The sequence below is a fragment of the Olleya sp. Hel_I_94 genome (genome assembly GCF_007827365.1).
Classification (GTDB): domain Bacteria; phylum Bacteroidota; class Bacteroidia; order Flavobacteriales; family Flavobacteriaceae; genus Olleya.
On the sequence record NZ_VISI01000002.1, the window covers coordinates 2,884,858 to 2,903,047 of the forward strand.

General features: G+C 31.3%; 21 protein-coding genes. 8 read left to right on the plus strand and 13 right to left on the minus strand.

Translation table 11 applies throughout. The features are described 5' to 3' along the window. Positions 1 to 6 precede the first annotated feature (6 nt). From JM82_RS16010 to JM82_RS16025, 4 genes are all read left to right on the plus strand, one after another. Complete coding sequence (locus JM82_RS16010; protein WP_145006427.1) at positions 7 to 2,316, plus strand: M1 family metallopeptidase; 2,310 nt, start codon at positions 7 to 9, stop codon at positions 2,314 to 2,316. Between the two features lie 89 nt (positions 2,317 to 2,405). Further along, positions 2,406 to 2,735, plus strand: coding sequence for a thermonuclease family protein (locus JM82_RS16015; RefSeq protein WP_145006430.1), 330 nt, complete (start codon positions 2,406 to 2,408; stop codon positions 2,733 to 2,735). Between the two features lie 256 nt (positions 2,736 to 2,991). Next, positions 2,992 to 3,768 carry a PoNe immunity protein domain-containing protein gene (locus JM82_RS16020; protein WP_145006433.1) on the plus strand — a complete coding sequence of 259 codons (777 nt, stop codon included), beginning with the start codon at positions 2,992 to 2,994 and terminating at the stop codon, positions 3,766 to 3,768. A gap of 2 nt (positions 3,769 to 3,770) precedes the next feature. Beyond that, positions 3,771 to 4,670 (plus strand): ExbD/TolR family protein, encoded by a 900-nt coding sequence (locus JM82_RS16025; RefSeq protein ID WP_145006436.1) that lies wholly within the window; start codon positions 3,771 to 3,773, stop codon positions 4,668 to 4,670. 57 nt (positions 4,671 to 4,727) lie between these two features. On the opposite strand, the gene JM82_RS16030 is transcribed toward JM82_RS16025, so the two are convergent. From JM82_RS16030 to JM82_RS16450, 3 genes are read right to left on the minus strand one after another with little or no spacing between them, the layout of a single operon-like run. Beyond that, the gene (locus tag JM82_RS16030) at positions 4,728 to 5,273 is read right to left on the minus strand and encodes a DUF4136 domain-containing protein (RefSeq protein ID WP_145006439.1); all 546 of its coding nucleotides are present in this window, start codon (positions 5,271 to 5,273) and stop codon (positions 4,728 to 4,730) included. 23 nt (positions 5,274 to 5,296) lie between these two features. Then, a complete protein-coding gene (locus JM82_RS16035) occupies positions 5,297 to 7,276 on the minus strand; it encodes a urocanate hydratase (RefSeq protein WP_145006442.1) in 1,980 nt (659 codons plus the stop codon). A gap of 14 nt (positions 7,277 to 7,290) precedes the next feature. Further along, positions 7,291 to 7,458 carry a DUF5522 domain-containing protein gene (locus tag JM82_RS16450; protein WP_186439235.1) on the minus strand — a complete coding sequence of 56 codons (168 nt, stop codon included), beginning with the start codon at positions 7,456 to 7,458 and terminating at the stop codon, positions 7,291 to 7,293. Positions 7,459 to 7,505: 47 nt separating this feature from the next. Between JM82_RS16450 and JM82_RS16040 the strand changes: the two genes are divergently transcribed. From JM82_RS16040 to hemL, 4 genes are read left to right on the plus strand one after another with little or no spacing between them, the layout of a single operon-like run. Continuing rightward, a complete protein-coding gene (locus JM82_RS16040; RefSeq protein WP_145006445.1) occupies positions 7,506 to 7,844 on the plus strand; it encodes a hypothetical protein in 339 nt (112 codons plus the stop codon). Next, complete coding sequence (locus JM82_RS16045) at positions 7,834 to 8,745, plus strand: 1-aminocyclopropane-1-carboxylate deaminase/D-cysteine desulfhydrase (RefSeq protein WP_145006448.1); 912 nt, start codon at positions 7,834 to 7,836, stop codon at positions 8,743 to 8,745. Before JM82_RS16040 ends, JM82_RS16045 begins: the two co-directional genes overlap by 11 nt. 3 nt (positions 8,746 to 8,748) lie before the next feature. Beyond that, the gene (locus tag JM82_RS16050; protein WP_145006451.1) at positions 8,749 to 9,561 is read left to right on the plus strand and encodes a glucosaminidase domain-containing protein; all 813 of its coding nucleotides are present in this window, start codon (positions 8,749 to 8,751) and stop codon (positions 9,559 to 9,561) included. A gap of 5 nt (positions 9,562 to 9,566) precedes the next feature. After that, complete coding sequence (hemL, locus tag JM82_RS16055) at positions 9,567 to 10,844, plus strand: glutamate-1-semialdehyde 2,1-aminomutase (protein ID WP_145006454.1); 1,278 nt, start codon at positions 9,567 to 9,569, stop codon at positions 10,842 to 10,844. Between the two features lie 91 nt (positions 10,845 to 10,935). Here hemL and JM82_RS16060 read toward each other — a convergent pair whose 3' ends face one another. The 10 genes from JM82_RS16060 to JM82_RS16105 form a co-directional block, all read right to left on the minus strand. Next, a complete protein-coding gene (locus tag JM82_RS16060; RefSeq protein ID WP_145006457.1) occupies positions 10,936 to 11,277 on the minus strand; it encodes a hypothetical protein in 342 nt (113 codons plus the stop codon). Positions 11,278 to 11,408: 131 nt separating this feature from the next. Then, positions 11,409 to 11,903 (minus strand): hypothetical protein, encoded by a 495-nt coding sequence (locus JM82_RS16065; protein WP_145006460.1) that lies wholly within the window; start codon positions 11,901 to 11,903, stop codon positions 11,409 to 11,411. A gap of 116 nt (positions 11,904 to 12,019) precedes the next feature. Continuing rightward, positions 12,020 to 13,006 carry a hypothetical protein gene (locus JM82_RS16070; protein ID WP_261375472.1) on the minus strand — a complete coding sequence of 329 codons (987 nt, stop codon included), beginning with the start codon at positions 13,004 to 13,006 and terminating at the stop codon, positions 12,020 to 12,022. Positions 13,007 to 13,149: 143 nt separating this feature from the next. Then, a complete protein-coding gene (locus JM82_RS16075; protein ID WP_409994628.1) occupies positions 13,150 to 13,362 on the minus strand; it encodes a hypothetical protein in 213 nt (70 codons plus the stop codon). 122 nt (positions 13,363 to 13,484) lie between these two features. Further along, positions 13,485 to 13,748: a hypothetical protein gene (locus JM82_RS16080; RefSeq protein WP_145006464.1), complete on the minus strand. Its 264-nt coding sequence runs from the start codon at positions 13,746 to 13,748 to the stop codon at positions 13,485 to 13,487. Between the two features lie 7 nt (positions 13,749 to 13,755). Next, positions 13,756 to 14,562, minus strand: coding sequence for a hypothetical protein (locus JM82_RS16085; protein ID WP_145006467.1), 807 nt, complete (start codon positions 14,560 to 14,562; stop codon positions 13,756 to 13,758). Positions 14,563 to 14,587: 25 nt separating this feature from the next. Further along, on the minus strand, positions 14,588 to 15,070 hold the full coding sequence (locus JM82_RS16090) for a hypothetical protein (protein WP_145006470.1): 483 nt from the start codon (positions 15,068 to 15,070) through the stop codon (positions 14,588 to 14,590). A 2-nt stretch (positions 15,071 to 15,072) separates the two neighbouring features. Next, positions 15,073 to 15,522: a hypothetical protein gene (locus JM82_RS16095; RefSeq protein ID WP_145006473.1), complete on the minus strand. Its 450-nt coding sequence runs from the start codon at positions 15,520 to 15,522 to the stop codon at positions 15,073 to 15,075. 269 nt (positions 15,523 to 15,791) lie between these two features. After that, on the minus strand, positions 15,792 to 17,717 hold the full coding sequence (locus JM82_RS16100; protein ID WP_145006478.1) for an AAA family ATPase: 1,926 nt from the start codon (positions 17,715 to 17,717) through the stop codon (positions 15,792 to 15,794). Next, positions 17,704 to 18,186, minus strand: coding sequence for an ABC-three component system middle component 5 (locus JM82_RS16105; RefSeq protein ID WP_145006480.1), 483 nt, complete (start codon positions 18,184 to 18,186; stop codon positions 17,704 to 17,706). Before JM82_RS16105 ends, JM82_RS16100 begins: the two co-directional genes overlap by 14 nt. Positions 18,187 to 18,190 lie beyond the last annotated feature (4 nt).

Below are 18,190 nucleotides of genomic sequence, written 5' to 3' on the forward strand. Positions count from 1 at the left end.
ATCACAATGAAAAAACTAAAGTATCTATTTCTTTCAGCTTTATTTTTGTCCGTAAGTGCTTTTGCACAGGACCAAAATGAAAAGAAAGAACGTCAACCAGGTCATACCAACAACAACAAGTTTAAACAGTTGTATGACGAGTTTTCAACACCAAACATGTACAGAGCAGCATCAGGTGCTCCAGGTTCTGCGTACTACCAACAACAAGCAGATTACAAAATGGACATCCAATTGGATGATAAAAACGCAAAACTTTATGGTTTTGAAACCATAACCTACACCAACAACTCACCAGATAATTTAAATTATTTATGGGTACAGTTGGATCAAAACATGCGTGCTAAAACATCTTTAACACCATTAATTCAAGATGACGCAGCACAACCAGCAGATACACCTGGTAACTTTGCAAACAAATATTTAACCGAAGCTTTTGATGGTGGATTTAACATCCAAGAAGTAAAAGATACTAAAGGTAATGCATTACCGCATATGATCAACCAAACAATGATGCGTGTAGAGATGCCTTCTGTTTTAAAATCAGGAGAATCTTTTTCGTTTTCAATCAAATGGTGGTATAATATTAATGACCACGTAAATGGGAGAGGTCGTTCTGGTTACGAGTATTTTCCAGAAGATGATAACAGAGCATACGTTATCGCTCAGTTTTACCCAAGAATGGCTGTTTACAATGATGTCGAAGGATGGCAAAATTCTCAGTTTTGGGGACGTGATGAGTTCGCATTACCTTTCGGAAACTTTGAAGTAAACATTACAGTTCCAGAAGATCATATTTTAGATGGTACAGGAAAGTTGACTAATAGAAAAGATGTGTTTTCAAAAGAAATGATGAAACGTTATGAAAAAGCACAAAAATCTTATGATGAGCCTGTAGTAATTGTAACTCAAGATGAAGCAATTGCTAAACTAAGCACAAAAGCAACTAAAACTAAAACATGGAAGTTATATGCAGAAAATGTACGTGACTTTGGTTTTGCTACATCAAGACGTTACATCTGGGACATGATGAGTGTTAAGATTGGTAATAAAGATGTTATGGCAGTATCATTATATGGTAAAGAAGGAAACCCATTATGGGAAGACTGGTCAACAAAAGCAGTAGCAAGTACTTTAAAGTCTTACTCTCGTATGACTTTTGATTATCCTTACCACAAAGCAATATCTGTTCATGCTAAAGAGCAAGGAATGGAGTATCCAATGATCTGTTGGAATTATGGTCGTCCTGATAAAGATGGAAACTATAGTGACAGAACTAAATTTGGAATGATGTCTGTAATTATTCATGAAGTAGGACATAACTTTTTTCCTATGATTGTAAATAGTGACGAGCGTCAATGGACTTGGATGGATGAAGGTTTAAACACATTTGTACAATATGTAGCAGAACAAGATTTTGGAAAATGGTATCCAGATGCTTTATCTGAAGGACAAACAGCATATCCATCACGTCGTGGACCAGCAGCAAACATTGTAAGATATATGGGTGGAGATCAAGATTACATTGCTCCAATTATGACTAAAGGATTAAATACTTACCAATTTGGTAATAATGCATACGGTAAGCCAGGAACAGCACTTAATATTTTACGTCAAACTGTAATGGGACCAGAATTATTTGATTATGCATTTAGAGAATACTCTAACAGATGGATGTTTAAACACCCTACACCAGAAGATTTTTTCCGTACAATGGAAGATGCTTCAGCTTTTGATTTAGATTGGTACTGGAGAGGTTGGTTTTATACAACAGACTACGTAGACATAGGTGTTAAAGAAGTTAAAAAATACTTTGTGTCTAACGAGCCAAATGCTGAAATTAAAAAAATGGCTGAGCAAAGAGGGATGAAGTTAAGTGACTTACCACCTTTAGTATTTTTTGTAGAAGAAGGTGCGGATGATTTTGATACTAACTTAAAAGGAAAGTCTGCTCTAGAAAACTCTACTACTTTAAATGAGTATGTAATGGATAACTTTACAGCTGAAGAGCGTGCTAAAATAAAAGAACCAAAATTCTTTTATAAAGTAACTTTTGAAAAGCCAGGAGGATTAGTGATGCCAATTATAGTTGAGTATACTTATGCTGATGGTACATCTAAAACAGAAACGTATCCAGCACAAATCTGGAGACTTAATGATAAAGAAGTAAGTAAAACGTTAGCAACAGAAAAAGAGATTGTAAGCATTACTGTAGATCCTAAATTAGAAACTGCAGATGTTGACACGTCTAACAATTCTTGGCCAAGAGAAATGAAGGCTAGTGAGTTTGATAACTTTAAGCAGCAAAACAAAAACTAAGTACTAGTTTGTTATACTATTGTAAGCCCTTAAAACTTAAGTTTTAAGGGCTTTTTTATTTTGTATATTTAGCATTATAAAATAATATTATGTACACATACAAAGCAAAAATAATAGCAGTTTACGATGGTGACACCGTAACAGCAGTTGTAGATTTAGGGTTTCTACATTCTCAAGAAATGAAATTACGTCTGTACGGGATTGACACACCGGAAATGAGAGGAGCAGAGAAAGAAGAAGGTAGGAAGGTTAGAGATATTGTTAGAAGCATGATATTGGATAAAGAAGTTACTATTCGATCCTATAAAGATAAGCAAGGTAAATATGGACGTTATTTAGCTAATATTATATTAGATGACGGATTAGAACTAAATCAGTGGTTGGTGGACAATGGTCATGCTAAACCTTATTTGTTGTAGTTAATATTTTATTAGATCATTCTATTTTATTACTAAAGCAAATAGGTGTTAATAATTATAGTAAATTCAAAGATAGAAATGATATTAATATTTTTTTAAGGTATAAGAATCCTAAATCTGATAGATTATGTATTATGCCTTATGGTGAAAATAAAAGTGTAATAGAAAATTAAAAATTGAATTCATTTTTTAGTGTCGGATATGATAATAGAATAGGACAACCAATAGGACCGTGGGATCATTAAAAATAAATTGAATGAGAGATAAATATAAAGACAAAGCGTATTTTAATGATTATATAAATACACTTTATAACACTCAAGAAGCTTTAATTGAAAAATTAAAAAATCATTTGGTTAAATCTGATAGAATAGCATCTGTTAAGATGCATATGACTAAAAAATATTTAAGAATTATTTTTGCTAAATATTCTAGAGGCGATGACATGTTTAATAAAGAGGTGTATTCTGTTTTTGAAAACATAGTAAATTTAATGACTGAATATTGGTCTGAACGTCATCAGAATATTTTATATTATTTAGAAAAAAATAAAGTCATTTATTTAAAACAATACGCATTATCCTATCATGTCTTCATGTTAAATATGTTATCTATTGGATATTTACTAAACGTAGATGACGTACAGTTTCAATTAATAAATGATTTTATAGAAAAAGATGAAATTAGGGATTTTACATATGATTTTTTCTTAAGAAGCAAATTAAAAGATAAAGAGCCTATTACTGATACTAATTTTAAAGAATTCTCTGGGTTTAAAGACCCATTCTTAACAATTAAACAAATCATAAATGCTTCTAATAATGAAGAAGCGGAAGTTTTGTTGAAAATGTTTTTAGAAAGCGAGTGGCTTAATTTAATAAATAAACATAATTTATATAGTCCACATACTAATAAGTTTAATGTTTACTATGGCTACTGGTGTTTTCCTGCAGCAGCAATAGTGAAAATTAAAGGACTAGATGATAGTAGTTTTAGAGACAATCCATATTATCCAAAAGATTTAATACAATAATTATGAGATTAAAAATAACAATAGGTATGATATGGTTTTGCGTGTTTGGTTTAAACGCACAAATACAATCCATACAGTTGCCTAAAGGCGAAGATGCAATTAGTATATCTAAAAGTAGTATTACACCAATCTACAGTATTTATGTAGATAAAAATGAATCCATTTATCTAGAAGACGAAGCGATTGCATTATCTGATTTGGCTAAAACCTTAGCGTATAATAGAAGTCAATTAGAGGAGTTACAAAAATTTCAAGTAATAATATTCTTATATATTGATCAATCTGTTAAATACACTATTGTAGATAAAATTAAAACCGAATTAGCTTCTGCCAATTTTTATAATTTAGTTTTTAAAACTAATACCATAAAAGATAAAGATATAGTATCTGGTTTCTCAATAAAGAATCATCAGTCCTTTTTTCATATAGAAGATCTAAAAAAGGTGCTTACTAAAAAAGAAGAAACTAAAAATAAGCGCTATAACGATAGTATAGCTAAACTCAGTAAAGAAGATTCAGATTCGTTTTTAATGTTTCCGCCACCACCTCCACCACCTGTTGATGAAATGTTCGAGTTAGGTTATAGAATTTATACTAATCAACAAGAAGTTATTGATGAGGTTTTAGAAGGGAAAACTTATAATAAGTTTGTGTTATCTAACAGTGGTTTAAAATATGGAAAGAATATTATTAAAATAACCGATAACGCTCAGTTTATTGAAATCATAAATACAAAAGATTTTGCTTTTATTAGTTTTGATCCAGCATTAACTTATACAAATTATTTTAAGTTTATTACGCTTCATAGACAATTATCAAAAAAAGGATGGGTTACCAAACCTTATTTGGAATTATCCAATGAGATAATTAAAATTCATAAAAAGGCTAATATTAAATTCTAGCATAAAAAAAGCGACTACTTTAAATAAGTAGTCGCTTTTTTAAATTTTAAACTATTACTATTGTTCCATTCCTGGAGGATATTTTTCCATAATCTTAGTTACAAACTCTTTAATGCGTTCCTCTTTTTTATCTACATTTTTAGATAAGTATCCAGTACCTTGACCTTGCCAAACTAATTCTTTTTTATTAGCGTCAATTAAGTCAACATACAAAACACCTTGAGTAGTAGTAGAGACTGTAGGTTGCATATTCCAACCCCATCCCCAACGAGGACCACCCCAACCCCAAGCACCAACTCCCCAATTGTTGTTGTAAACATCAACACGTTGATTGGATTTAGTAAAAATACTAACTAGTAGGTCTGGTTTTTCAGATTTAGTATACCCTTTAGCTAGTAACTCAGACTCAATAGCTCTAAGGATGCGACGTTTGTCAATATCATTAATTTCGGCTTTATCAATTCCTGATTTAAAAAAAGCAAAAGTTTTGTAGTTGTTAAAATCTACAGCTTTATCATAATCTGCTGCTACTTTTACTGAGCTACATGAAGTAAATGCTATAAGTAATAGCAATGCTGGTAAAATTCGTAATGTTTTGTTCATGGCGATAATATTTATAGTTTAACTTAATTTAATAAAGCATCATCAACAAGATTAGGTAAAGTTACTTTTAAATTAGGTTCAATATCCATTGCGCGCTTAATAGCAAAAATAGCTTCGTCATTTCTAGCCCAACTACGTCTTGATATTCCGTTATTTACGTCCCAAAACAACATTTGTTTTAATCTTTTTGATGCTTCTATACTACCATCAAGAACCATACCAAATCCACCATTAATTACTTCTCCCCAACCGACTCCACCACCATTATGGATACTAACCCAAGTAGCACCTCTAAAGCTATCTCCAATAACATTGTGTATAGCCATGTCTGCAGTAAAGCGTGAACCATCATAAATGTTTGAGGTTTCTCTATACGGACTATCTGTACCAGAAACATCGTGATGATCACGACCTAATATAACGGTATCAATCTCTCCATTTGCTATGGCTTGATTAAAAGCTTCAGCGATTTTCATGCGACCTTCTGCATCTGCATATAATATTCTTGCTTGTGATCCTACTACAAGTTTATTTTGTTGTGCACCTTTTATCCATTGGATATTATCAGCCATTTGCTGTTGTATTTGTTCTGGCGAATGTTGCTTTATGTCTTCTAAAACTTGACAAGCTATAGCGTCCGTTTTTGCTAAATCTTTAGGATTACCTGACGCGCAAACCCATCTAAATGGGCCAAAACCATAATCAAAACACATAGGACCCATAATATCTTGTACATAACTAGGGTATTTAAAATCAATACCGTTTTTAGCCATAATATCTGCTCCTGCTCTTGATGCTTCTAGTAAAAAGGCATTTCCGTAGTCAAAAAAGTAAGTGCCTTTTGCGGTGTGTTTATTTATTGCGTCAGCATGACGACGCAATGTATCCTGTACTTTTTCTTTAAACAACTCAGGTTGATTGGCCATCATAGTATTAGCTTCGTCAAAAGTAATACCTACAGGATAGTAGCCTCCAGCCCAAGGGTTATGTAATGAGGTTTGATCACTACCTAAATCAATATGTATATTAGCTTCATCAAATTTTTCCCAGACCTCTACAATATTTCCTAAATAAGCAATAGAAATGGTTTCTTTTTCGGCTTTAGCCTTATTAACACGAGAGACTAATTGGTCTAAATCTGTAATCTTTTCATCAATCCAACCTTGATCTAAACGTACTTGTGTAATTTTTGGATTGACTTCTGCACAAACAGTAATGCAGCCAGCAATGTTACCAGCTTTGGGTTGTGCGCCAGACATTCCGCCAAGTCCTGAGGTTACAAATAAATTACCTTTAGGCTCTTTTTTAATTTTTCTAAATCCGTTTAAAACTGTAATAGTGGTACCATGCACAATACCTTGTGGACCAATATACATATAGCTTCCAGCAGTCATTTGACCATATTGCGTAACACCTAAGGCATTAAATTTTTCCCAATCATCTGGTTTCGAGTAGTTAGGTATCATCATTCCGTTAGTAACTACAACTCTTGGTGCTTCTTTGTGACTGGGGAATAATCCCATTGGATGACCAGAGTACATGACTAAAGTTTGCTCATCATTCATCTCTGCCAAATATTTCATGGTTAAGCAATATTGTGCCCAATTGGAAAATACACCACCATTACCACCATAAGTAATTAACTCATGTGGATGTTGTGCAACTGCATAATCCAAATTATTTTGAATCATTAACATTATAGCAGCAGCTTGTTTGGATTGTGCAGGATATTCAGATATTGGTCTAGCATACATCTTATAGTCTGGTCTAAATCTATACATATAAATACGACCATAAGTATCTAGCTCTGCTTTAAACTCAGGTAATAGTGTTTCGTGATGTTTTTTGTCAAAATAACGCAAGGCATTTCGTAAAGCTAATTTTGTCTCTTCACTACTTAATATTGCTTTTCGTTTAGGTGCGTGATTTATGGAGGGATCAAAAGGTTTTACTTTGGGTAAATTATCAGGAATCCCTTGTAATATTTGCTCTTTAAATGTCATAGTAGTTAGTAACTTTACTTGTTTTTTATTGCGTTAGTTTTTGCATTAAATCCATATGGACAATGCCTGCAACCGCTTTGGCAGCAATAACCACGTTTTAAATGGTACTGTTCTGTAAAACAGCGGTAACCTTCAGGTGTAAGGTAAAAATCGCCTTCTTCAACTGGAATTATCTTCTTCATATCACAAAGATAACGTAAATTGGAATATATTTTGAAAGACAGTAATCATGATAATAGTATCTAAATATTTAGTACCTAAAGGTTATACAGGTATGACTGTTTTTCCGTTTATATTTTTAAAATCTAAAGTTTTAAAACAGAGTGAGACCTTGGTCAATCACGAAAAAATTCACTTAAAACAGCAATTAGAGTTATTAATAGTACCGTTTTATATCTGGTATGGTTTAGAGTTTGTTTTTAGGTATATCCAACATAAAAATTGGTATTTAGCTTACAAAAATATAAGCTTTGAAAGAGAAGCCTATTGTAATGACCTAAATCTTGAGTATCTAAAAACTAGACGTTTTTGGCAATTTTTAAAGTATCTTAGCAAGCATGAAATTTAAACCAGAACTTAGTGTTAATCAAAAAATAGAACTTCCATTTAAAAGTTCTGTTTCTTTATATATAAAGCGAGAGGATTTAATTCATCCAATTATATCTGGTAATAAATATAGAAAATTAAAATATAATATCGCTTTCGCGGAAACGCTTAATCAGGATACTTTACTGACTTTTGGTGGTGCATTTTCTAATCATATTGCAGCAGTAGCAGAAGCTGGACGTGTTTATGGCTTAAAAACAATTGGAATTATTAGAGGTGAAGAGCTTAACGACAAGGTCTTGGATAGCCCAACTCTAAAGTTTGCACAGTCTTGTGGTATGCAATTTAAATTTATAAGTCGTGAAGCATTTAGACTAAAAGGAACACAGTCGTTTTACGAAAAAATTAAAAAAGAATTTGGTGACTTTTATTTAATTCCTGAAGGCGGAACCAATGATTTGGCTGTAAAAGGATGCGAAGAAATTTTGACGGAAACAGACCGTAAATTTAATTACATATGTGCTTCCGTAGGAACAGGAGGTACCTTATCAGGCTTGATTAATAATTCAAACACAGCACAAAAAGTTTTAGGTTTTTCAGCTTTAAAAGGTGACTTTTTAAAAGAAGATATTAGTAAATTTGCAAAACAAGATAATTGGCAATTAATGACAGATTACCATTTTGGTGGTTATGCTAAAATAAACACAGAATTAGTAACGTTTATTAATAGCTTTAAAAAGCAAAATAATATTGCATTAGATCCTGTTTACACCGGAAAAATGATGTTTGGTATTTACGATTTAATTAAACGTGATTATTTTAAGCCAAATTCTGAAATATTAGTGATTCATACTGGAGGTTTGCAAGGTATTGTAGGTATGAATAAAAGATTAAAACAAAAACAACAACAGTTAATTTTATAATTGATGAAAAAAATAATTACCATGCTTTGTCTTACTTTATTAATTGTAAGTTGTGGCTCTTCAAAAAAAGTGACTACAAAAAAAGGTAGACAAAAAACCGTTAGGGTTGTACGAAATAAAAAGGATACTAAAAAAGACACCAAGGATGATGTTATTGTAGTAGCCACTCCAATAAAAGAAACACCTGAAGTATATGCTAGTAAAACGGACGAATATATTGCAATTTATAGTGATATAGCTCAAGACGAAATGCGTAATTATAATATACCTGCAAGTATTACTTTAGCACAAGGAATATTAGAGTCTGCTTCTGGACAAGGACGTTTGTCTGTAGAAGCTAATAATCACTTTGGAATTAAATGCCATGAGTGGACAGGTGCAAAAATTTATCATGATGATGATGCCTCTCAAGAGTGTTTTCGTAAGTACAAAAACTCTAAATACTCGTTTAGAGATCATTCACTATTTTTGACAGAACGTAAACGGTATTCAAAACTATTTACGCTAGAAAAAGATGATTATAAAGGTTGGGCCAGAGAGCTTAGAGCAGCAGGTTATGCTACAGACAGAAAATATCCAGATAAATTAATAAGCCTAATAGAGCGTTATCAATTATATCGTTTTGATGCTGTAGTTTTAGGTAAGCAAAATGTAGCAAACGACAAGCATACTGTTGTAAAAGGCGATACATTATATTCGATATCAAAAAAATATAACCTAACTATAGATACTATTAAGTCTTTAAATAGTTTAGAAGGCGATAACCTATTTGTAGGTCAAGTGTTATTTGTAAAACCAATTCCAAAAGATTTTTAAAGTCTATGATTTATAAACGTAGTAGTGCTTTGTTTGCAGAAGCAGAGCAAGTAATACCAGGAGGAGTAAACTCACCTGTAAGAGCATTTAAAGCAGTAGGAGGAACACCTATTTTTGTTAAAGAAGCTAAAGGTGCTTATTTATATGATGAAGATGATAACAAATTAATAGATTACATCGCATCTTGGGGACCAATGATTTTAGGTCATGCACACAAACCAGTGGTAGATGCAGTTATTGATAAAGCAAAAAAAGGAACATCCTTTGGAATGCCAACTCAAATTGAAACTCAAATTGCAGAGTTAGCTGTGTCAATGGTACCAAATATTGACAAAATACGTTTTGTTAATTCTGGGACAGAAGCCTGTATGAGTGCTGTTAGATTGGCTAGAGGATATACAAACAAAGACAAAATAATCAAATTTGCTGGTTGTTATCATGGTCATTCAGACTCATTTTTAATTCAAGCAGGAAGTGGAGCAGTAACTTTTGGATCACCTAATAGTCCTGGAGTTACCCAAGGTACAGCAAAAGATACCTTATTAGCAAAGTATAATGATTTGGCTAATGTCGAAGCTTTAATTAATGCCAATAAAAACGAAATAGCTTGTATAATTATCGAGCCTGTTGCTGGAAATATGGGTTGTATTCCTCCAAAAGCTGGGTTTTTAGAAGGTTTACGTGACCTTTGTGATGCTAATAACATACTGTTAGTTTTTGACGAGGTTATGACTGGCTTTAGATTAGCCAAAGGTGGTGCACAAGAATTACTAGGTATTAAAGCAGATATTGTGTGTTTTGGTAAAGTGATAGGTGGAGGATTGCCTGTTGGTGCTTTTGCAGCTAGAGCTGAAATAATGAATCATTTAGCACCTTTAGGTCCAGTGTATCAAGCCGGAACATTAAGTGGTAATCCATTAGCTATGGCAGCAGGATTAGCTATGTTAACCGAGTTGAATTCTGGTGATGTTTTTGAAAGTTTAGCAAAAAAAACAGCCTATTTACATAAAGGTATTGCAACCGTTTTAACAGAATTAAACATTACTCATACAATAAACAGAGTTGGCTCTATGATATCTGTTCACTTTTGTGAAGATGAGGTTGTAGATTTTGAAACATCTGCTAAAGGAAATAACGACACGTTTAAAACCTTTTTTCATGGCATGCTTAACCAAGGTATTTATTTGGCACCAAGTGCTTTTGAAAGTTGGTTTTTAAATGATGCTTTATCTTATGAAGATTTAGATAAAACTATTGCAGCATGTAAAGCAGTATTTAGTTAACAGCATTAAGCAATAACTATAAAACATAAAAAAGCCGATTATTTTATAATCGGCTTTTTTTATATAAGTGTATTACTACTCTGTGGTTTTATTAATTGGACAACTCTAAAAATTTAGTGTACTGTTCGTCATTTAAAATTTCTTTAAGTTGAAGTGATAAACGCTCGTTAATTTTTTTGCTAAACGTATTATATTCACTTGTACCAACTTCAAATGAGTTGTTTAATGTTTCCGATTTTGAGTAAAATTCTTGATAAGCAACAAACATTAATTCCTGAGTTGGCTCATAAGCTTTAACAAGTCTTCCAATTTCTGCAGTTTTTGCTTGTGCTGCATTATTTATTTCTGCACTAAATTTTTGTTGTGCATTAGCAGTTGTTGTTGCTAGTGTTAAACCAAAAACGAAAAGACAAAGTGTAATTATTTTTTTCATTGTGTAAGTGTTAATTAATTATACTCTCAAAGTAACACTATTTGATTAATAATTACAAATAAAAAAGCACTGAATAGACAATCAGTGCTTTTTTACCTTTAAAAGTTAATATTTGATACTAAATCATAGATTTAATTGTCAGATTTATCCTCTTTTTTATGATCTTTTTTGTTTTTTGAACCCTTTTTCATGTGCTTACGTCCATGTTCTCTTTTTGATAAAGATTTTTCCCACTTAGTGTATTGCTCAGCAGTAAGGATTGTTTTCATTTTTTTCTTAGCTTCAATTTGTGCATCTAATTTAGCATTCATGCGCGCTAACTTTTCTTCTTTAGTAGGTTTTACACGCTCTTTATTATCTTTTTCAGCTAAGCGCTTATCAAAGTTTTCTTTACGTTTTTTAGCACTTTCTAAATTTAAAGCCATCACTTTTTGTTGTTGGGCTTCTGTTAAATCTAAATGTAACGTCATTTTTTTTGTTTGTAACTGTGCCATATCTTGAGGGTCTAAGTTTTGGCGTTGCTCTAAACGTTCTTTTTTATTTTCTTGACGCTTTTCTTTTTTGTTGTCTTGTGCATTTGCTTGAAATGTTATTAAAGCTAATGCTAGTATTACTAATCTTTTCATCTTTTTTTGTTTTTTAAATTGTTATACTACTAAGACGTGCAAATTTGAGAATGGTTTAAACGCCTTAGTTTTTTTAATCTTTAATTAACAGTTTAAAAAGATTGGTCGACAGTTAATTACAATGTGTTTAAATAGGATTTAATCAAGAAATAGCCTTCTGTATGGACAAAGGTAGTGCCCAATAATGGCATGCTAAACAATTCTTGATAGTTGACCATTCTAGAATTTATTTCACCTTTTTTTTCTAATATGGATGTGTTTTCAAAAAGGGTTTCATATCTCAAATCTAAAGTGGTTTGTACATCGCAATAACCTCCTGGTTGGTGACAAGAGGCACAATTAACATCTAAATATGCTCTAGCACGATCTTGTAAGGAGTAGGTGGCATCATCTTCCCAATTTGGTAAAGTTGTTATTGTGGAAATATCTGATATACCAGTAATTTGATTGTTGTTTATTAGGTTTTGTAGTTGATTATTGTAATTAATGGAGCGTAATTTGGGTCCTAATGGTTTTACTTGGTCATTGTTTGAATGGCAGGTTACACAGTCTAAGTTTGATGGAATTTGATAATTTACTGCTACAGTTGTTCCATTTTTATCAATAAAAGACACTGGTACTGTTGCAGCGTTGTTTTCTAAAACTGCTTCGGTTTGTGCTTCGTTCCAGTGGTAATCGCCAGCGATCCATGTTCCGTTTTGTTTTATTAGTAACCTGGTTTCGATAATTTTTCTGCCTTGGCTTAAATCATTTTCATCTAAATTGTAATAAAAAGACTTTACTATTATCGAGTTGTCTGGAAACTCTGGCATTCCATTGCCTACAGCTGCTAATGTTTCGCCTTCAGGCAATACAATAAAACGTGCTTTATGTGCATAATCTGTAAAAAGTGGTGTGTTTAAAGTGTATGTAAAACTATAAGGAGATGGTGTTAAATCTTTAAGTGGTCCTTCAAAAAGATTAAGTTGTGATAGGTTAGGTAATAATTGTGCAATAGGTCGTGGAGTAGTCGTTACTGGTATATCTATGGTGTCAACATCTTCATTTTTGCTACAGGAAAAACAAAGTAATAGTGTTAGTACTAATGTGGTTAATTTATTCATTGTTAGTGGTTTTGAATCGTGAAAATAAAGAAAATGAACCAATTATAATGTCTGTAAGTTTAAATGTTGGGAATAAAAAAAAGGAATTACATGTATGTAATTCCTTTTTATATATTTAAAAGTGGTGTTTTGTAATGCTGTATTTATATAGTTTCAATAAATAATCCATCGTCTGTTTTATTGACTTTAGCGACACCTAATTTGGTTAATCCTTTGATAGTTTTGTCCCACTTTTTGTTACTTAAACCAGATTGTTCTTTAAGTGTATTAAGGTCTATTGGGCTACTTGCTTTTACTAATGCGAATAGTGCTTTTTCGTCCTCTGTCATTGGAACTGCTTTTTTCTCAGGTCTCATTTGTGGAAAGAATGGAACTGACTGGTTGTATCTATTGTAAATACTGATGTTTTGGAGTGTTATCATTTAGAATCTGACATATTCGTGACTGAAAGTAATGTTTTAAGTGCTAATATCTGCGATTATTCATAAACTTTGATGTAACCCTTAAAAGGGTGTTTCTTTTCTAATGATTGGACTAGTTCTTTATTGTCTATTTTAGAAACTCTTTCGATTGATGTATGTAAGCCATCTAATCTATGAGTAACTTTCTCATGATAAACAACTGTTAAAACAGTGTCATCAGGTGCTGTTATAGACCATCTATTGAAATCTGTTTTTGAATCACCAGAAACCCATCCGTTTTGAGTTAAGTGCCAATATGTATATTCTTTGCTTAATGCCATATTTTTTTTATTTTAAATGTTTCCATTCTACATCCCAATTACCAATTGGTCTGTTAAACCATAAATTTTCAATCAAAGATAAGTATTTCATTGATTTGGATATACCTCCTGTGTATTTTGGTTCTAGTGCTATTGTAATTCCATAGGTTCGGTTTAAAATCCAACTTGTCAATTCATTATCATAAGATAATAAATTTTTGATTTCCTTGTCTTTCATGTAAGTATAGATGTTTTTAAAGTCTATCACATCATTTATTATAGTGAAGTAATCTAAATCGATATCAAAAAAAACATGATTTATTCTGCTTTGGAATAGTTTGTTTTTTAAGTCTTCGACATTTTTAAATTTTCTGATAGTATGTTTTTCTCCTCTGTAGTCAGTTATATATTCATCTTCAAACTTTCCAAAATCTGTATCTTGTCTACAGAGTACCCAAACATCGTTGATTAAATTTAAGTATGCTGCGGACATTATATGATTATGATTTAATGGATTCAATCTATATGTTGAAAAGAAAGAAAGTTCAAAAGAATTTGAAATATCTAAGCTTTCTAAATATTCTTTTTCTTTATCACAGGGATAGACTAAATCTTGATGCCAGTCATAAGTTACTAAATCGAAGTTAAGATTTTGATTGTCTTTTCTATACTCATTACACCACTTTGCCCAAGAATAAAATGCATATCGATGATGATTAAAAGTGCTTAATTCAATTGAAATATTTAACCCAAATGGATGACGTAAAATTTGAGAGGTTACGTTTGGGGCATCTACTTCAATATGTTTGTTAAATAAGGGTTTGAATTCTACCATAAGCTGAATTAGTTTTGTATCGAAACTAATCTACAAATTTTTGCTTTACGACCTTGCCTTCCCAAGTATTATATCCTTTATAATTAATCTCTACCCAAAAGTATGATGGGTTATTATAATTTTGATTACAATCAAACTCGCAATAAATTTTTACCAAATACCCAAAGTTCCCTAAGTACCTAAGTAAATAAGGCTGATAATTGCCCTGACTAGTTGTTTTACAATTTGGCTTTTTACTTATCTCTTTTTGAATATATTTCTTAGTTGCTTTATATGCTTCTTTTCTCCAATGGTTGGAGTATTCAAATTCTTCTAACGTTGGTGCATTATCATAATCCCCAATGTCAATAAGTAGGTAGTCGTATTTTCCATCTTTAGTGCTTTTGGATTTATCACTATTTTTTTCAGTTTCTAGTATTTGGTTTGTTTGTTCTTTACGTTTATCATTACAACTTAGAATAAGTGATACTAGAATAATTATGGATGTTATCTTTTTTGATGTTTTCATTATTATAACTCTTTTACGTCATAGAAAACTAGTTTTTGACCATTGTTAAATTCATATCCTATATTTCCTATTGTGCTTACCCATATTTGAAAACAAGTTGGATTATCAATACTGAATTCCATCCCTTTTAAACCTTGCAAGCTTTCTTTTGTATTAGATTGCTTTATTCTAAATTCAAAGGTTTTCCAATTACCATTTTTAGTTTTAGATTTATATGTGATGAGGTTTTTATTGAAGTCGAATGTATGATAGCTAATCTCTTTATTTGTTTGTAATATTTTAACCTCATTTTCAAGGTCATTACTACTACTTACATATTTAAAAATAGCATTTTTATTCCCAGATGTCTTGTTGGTTTGATAATTCTGTTTGTTGGTTTGAGTGCAACCTAATAGTAAGGTTAGAGTAATTAGAATAAGGAGTTTGGTGCTTTTTGTCTTAGTGTAGTTCATTTGCTTATCTCATTATTTCAACCCAGTACCAAGGATGAGTAAGATTAAACAAATAAGGCATGGTACTAAAGCCCACTCCTTGGACGAGGTACTGGTATACCTATCAAGTAAAGCGAACTAAGCCCATGCCCATAAGAGACATGGGCATTAATTCATCTTTTTCTACTTGATTGATTGAAAATTACCAGTTTTCGTCCAAGTTATTAGATGACTAATGCCTATCGTGTATTGTTATGTAAAGAACGTCTTATTAACCCAAATATATAAGTTTATTTAACACCATTAAAATCTAAAGTCTTCGATTTTTTCGTAGAGTATTTACCAACTGTATATTTAGGAATATTTAATTTCTTTGAAATTTTAGAAGTTGTAAAAATTATTTGGAAATCTTTATCCTTAAACTTGTCCAATTCTGCTATTTCAACTACTTTCTTTTGAAAGTTTTTACTTCTTTTATCTACCATTCCTTTATCTTCAACATTGTCACAAAGGATGAATTTAGGATATCTAAAAAAGTCTAACTCTATAGAGGCAAAAAATATGGCGAATCGAACAGAGTTTTTTAAAATCACCATTGAACTAGCGGAGAATCTATTTCTACCGTCTAAATAGAATGTATTTTCTCTAAAGTTTGTTGTGACCTTTCGCCCATCAATAAATTTTTCTTCATATTTTCCATCCGCTTTAATTAACTCTAAAGCATATTCACTTATTTTACTGTATGCTTTAGAGGCATTTCTTCTTTGTAGGGTAGAAAACTTTTCGATTTCGGAGGTTAAAATTTCAATCCTAGCTTGTAATTGAGCTTGTCGAATTCTATATTCTTCATAAGAAGATACTAATTCAAGCTGTTTTTCTTGGTATATTATCTCATAGGTAAGATTGCTTTTCTTTTGAATTAGTTTGTCTATTAAATTATTAGACGAACTTCTTGTCTTATTAGTAAATAAGTCAAATTCTCTTTGCGAATTTCTTAGACCACTTTGTATGGTGCGTAATTCTTCTTTCAATGAAATTATTTCAGAATCTCTTTGTTTTATTAAGTTCTTAGACTCTTTAAGTTGCATTTCCAACTCTAATTTCATTCTTGTGAATCGACTTAGATTAACTGCATCGTTTAATTTAAGTTTACATAATCCGCAATGCTTATCATCAGTTTCAACTATTTTTTCTAAACAAGAAGGGCAATATTCTAACGTTAATTTTCCAAATGATTGTCTAGTTCTAATTGACTTATTAATATCTTTTAATTTGTCTTCAATAACTTTTATAAACTCATTGCTATCGAGGTAGTCAGCTTCAAGATATTCTATTTTACTCTTTATATTTTGATAATCATTTTTATATTTTTTTAGATTGACACGAAGTACATCAAGTTCTTTTTTTGTGTCATTTGGTTTAGTCTTATCAATTAATTCCTGAGGGTTCTGTAGGCTCTCATTAATCTTTCCTAATTGATTTTCTAAAGCTTCAATGTTTTTAACAATTTTTGAGGAATCAAAATCAAATGAAGAATGTTCAAATACATCTTCTAAAGCTTTTACTTGAGATTTTATACTTGAAGATTCTTTTTTAGTTTCTCTTAGTTCTTTTTCAAACTTTAATTTGTCATCACTGTATGTTCCTAGTAATAAATTTCCTATTGCATCTCTAACCAATGGTGAATCAAAATCTTCATTCCGCATAAGTGCGTTTAGGGAACTAAGTTGATCAACATATAGAAGTCTTAATATTTGATTTAAAGTAACCGTTTCAAGGTTGTCAGTTGATACCTCAGGAAAGTTTAATAGGTCGAATATTATCTGACTAAATGTTTCTTGTTTATCTGTTTTGGAGTAAGGGTATATTTTCCAACCTGCAGTATAAGATTTAATAGCATCTTCAAGTTTCGCTATGTTAATATACATAGGTCTCTTAGACATTACATCTTTCTTTTCATTCTTATCTAAATTTCTACGAATTGTTACATAGACATCATTTATAAGAAGTTCTGCAAGAACGTAATCACATGATTTGGCTTCAGGTAACCATTCAGTGAAATCACCTCCTAAGGCAAAAAAAATAAAACTTGATATGGATGATTTACCTGTACTATTATCACCACTAATTATATTTGTTTTTGAATCAAATTTCTCATGGTATACATAAGTATCTCCTTGGACAATTATTAATTCATTAAGTCTAAGAGTGCTCATATCTATATTCTGTAAGTTTTGTTCTTTCTTTCAATTCTCTAAGTGATATCTTGTTGAAGTAAATTTTTATTAGGTTAACTACCTCCGTTTCAGTTTCGGTTAATACATCTGAATCAATATCTGTTATAGTTTTATTTCCTACTATTAAATTTGCTTCTTTATAAGATTTGGCATTAACTAAACCGTGAGTTATTAATGAATTAACACTAATTTTTTGAATGTCTCTAAGTCTTTTATATACAGTCTGAGAGTTTTTTACTTCATTGTATTTATTTTGAAATTTAATTTTTTTATACATCCTAAAATCATTAGGCAAAGATACTTTTCGTAAATCTTGCGGGAATAGTAAGTAGTAATCGTATATGCTAAAACGGTCATTTTCAAAAGTAGTGCCCGTAAATTCATTTAATAGAATTAAGTTTCTATTAATACAGTGATAAACGTCGGTTAAAGGGTGGTATATAAGCATAATT

Excerpts from the sequence above, each read along its gene's own strand:
- JM82_RS16010 (WP_145006427.1), top strand. The coding sequence starts at position 7 with ATGAAAAAACTAAAGTATCTATTTCTTTCAGCTTTATTTTTGTCCGTA.
- JM82_RS16015 (WP_145006430.1), top strand. The coding sequence starts at position 2,406 with ATGTACACATACAAAGCAAAAATAATAGCAGTTTACGATGGTGACACC.
- JM82_RS16020 (WP_145006433.1), top strand. The coding sequence starts at position 2,992 with ATGAGAGATAAATATAAAGACAAAGCGTATTTTAATGATTATATAAAT.
- JM82_RS16025 (WP_145006436.1), top strand. The coding sequence starts at position 3,771 with ATGAGATTAAAAATAACAATAGGTATGATATGGTTTTGCGTGTTTGGT.
- JM82_RS16030 (WP_145006439.1), bottom strand. The coding sequence starts at position 5,273 with ATGAACAAAACATTACGAATTTTACCAGCATTGCTATTACTTATAGCA.
- JM82_RS16035 (WP_145006442.1), bottom strand. The coding sequence starts at position 7,276 with ATGACATTTAAAGAGCAAATATTACAAGGGATTCCTGATAATTTACCC.
- JM82_RS16450 (WP_186439235.1), bottom strand. The coding sequence starts at position 7,458 with ATGAAGAAGATAATTCCAGTTGAAGAAGGCGATTTTTACCTTACACCT.
- JM82_RS16040 (WP_145006445.1), top strand. The coding sequence starts at position 7,506 with ATGATAATAGTATCTAAATATTTAGTACCTAAAGGTTATACAGGTATG.
- JM82_RS16045 (WP_145006448.1), top strand. The coding sequence starts at position 7,834 with ATGAAATTTAAACCAGAACTTAGTGTTAATCAAAAAATAGAACTTCCA.
- JM82_RS16050 (WP_145006451.1), top strand. The coding sequence starts at position 8,749 with ATGAAAAAAATAATTACCATGCTTTGTCTTACTTTATTAATTGTAAGT.
- hemL (WP_145006454.1), top strand. The coding sequence starts at position 9,567 with ATGATTTATAAACGTAGTAGTGCTTTGTTTGCAGAAGCAGAGCAAGTA.
- JM82_RS16060 (WP_145006457.1), bottom strand. The coding sequence starts at position 11,277 with ATGAAAAAAATAATTACACTTTGTCTTTTCGTTTTTGGTTTAACACTA.
- JM82_RS16065 (WP_145006460.1), bottom strand. The coding sequence starts at position 11,903 with ATGAAAAGATTAGTAATACTAGCATTAGCTTTAATAACATTTCAAGCA.
- JM82_RS16070 (WP_261375472.1), bottom strand. The coding sequence starts at position 13,006 with ATGAATAAATTAACCACATTAGTACTAACACTATTACTTTGTTTTTCC.
- JM82_RS16075 (WP_409994628.1), bottom strand. The coding sequence starts at position 13,362 with ATGAGACCTGAGAAAAAAGCAGTTCCAATGACAGAGGACGAAAAAGCA.
- JM82_RS16080 (WP_145006464.1), bottom strand. The coding sequence starts at position 13,748 with ATGGCATTAAGCAAAGAATATACATATTGGCACTTAACTCAAAACGGA.
- JM82_RS16085 (WP_145006467.1), bottom strand. The coding sequence starts at position 14,562 with ATGGTAGAATTCAAACCCTTATTTAACAAACATATTGAAGTAGATGCC.
- JM82_RS16090 (WP_145006470.1), bottom strand. The coding sequence starts at position 15,070 with ATGAAAACATCAAAAAAGATAACATCCATAATTATTCTAGTATCACTT.
- JM82_RS16095 (WP_145006473.1), bottom strand. The coding sequence starts at position 15,522 with ATGAACTACACTAAGACAAAAAGCACCAAACTCCTTATTCTAATTACT.
- JM82_RS16100 (WP_145006478.1), bottom strand. The coding sequence starts at position 17,717 with ATGAGCACTCTTAGACTTAATGAATTAATAATTGTCCAAGGAGATACT.
- JM82_RS16105 (WP_145006480.1), bottom strand. The coding sequence starts at position 18,186 with ATGCTTATATACCACCCTTTAACCGACGTTTATCACTGTATTAATAGA.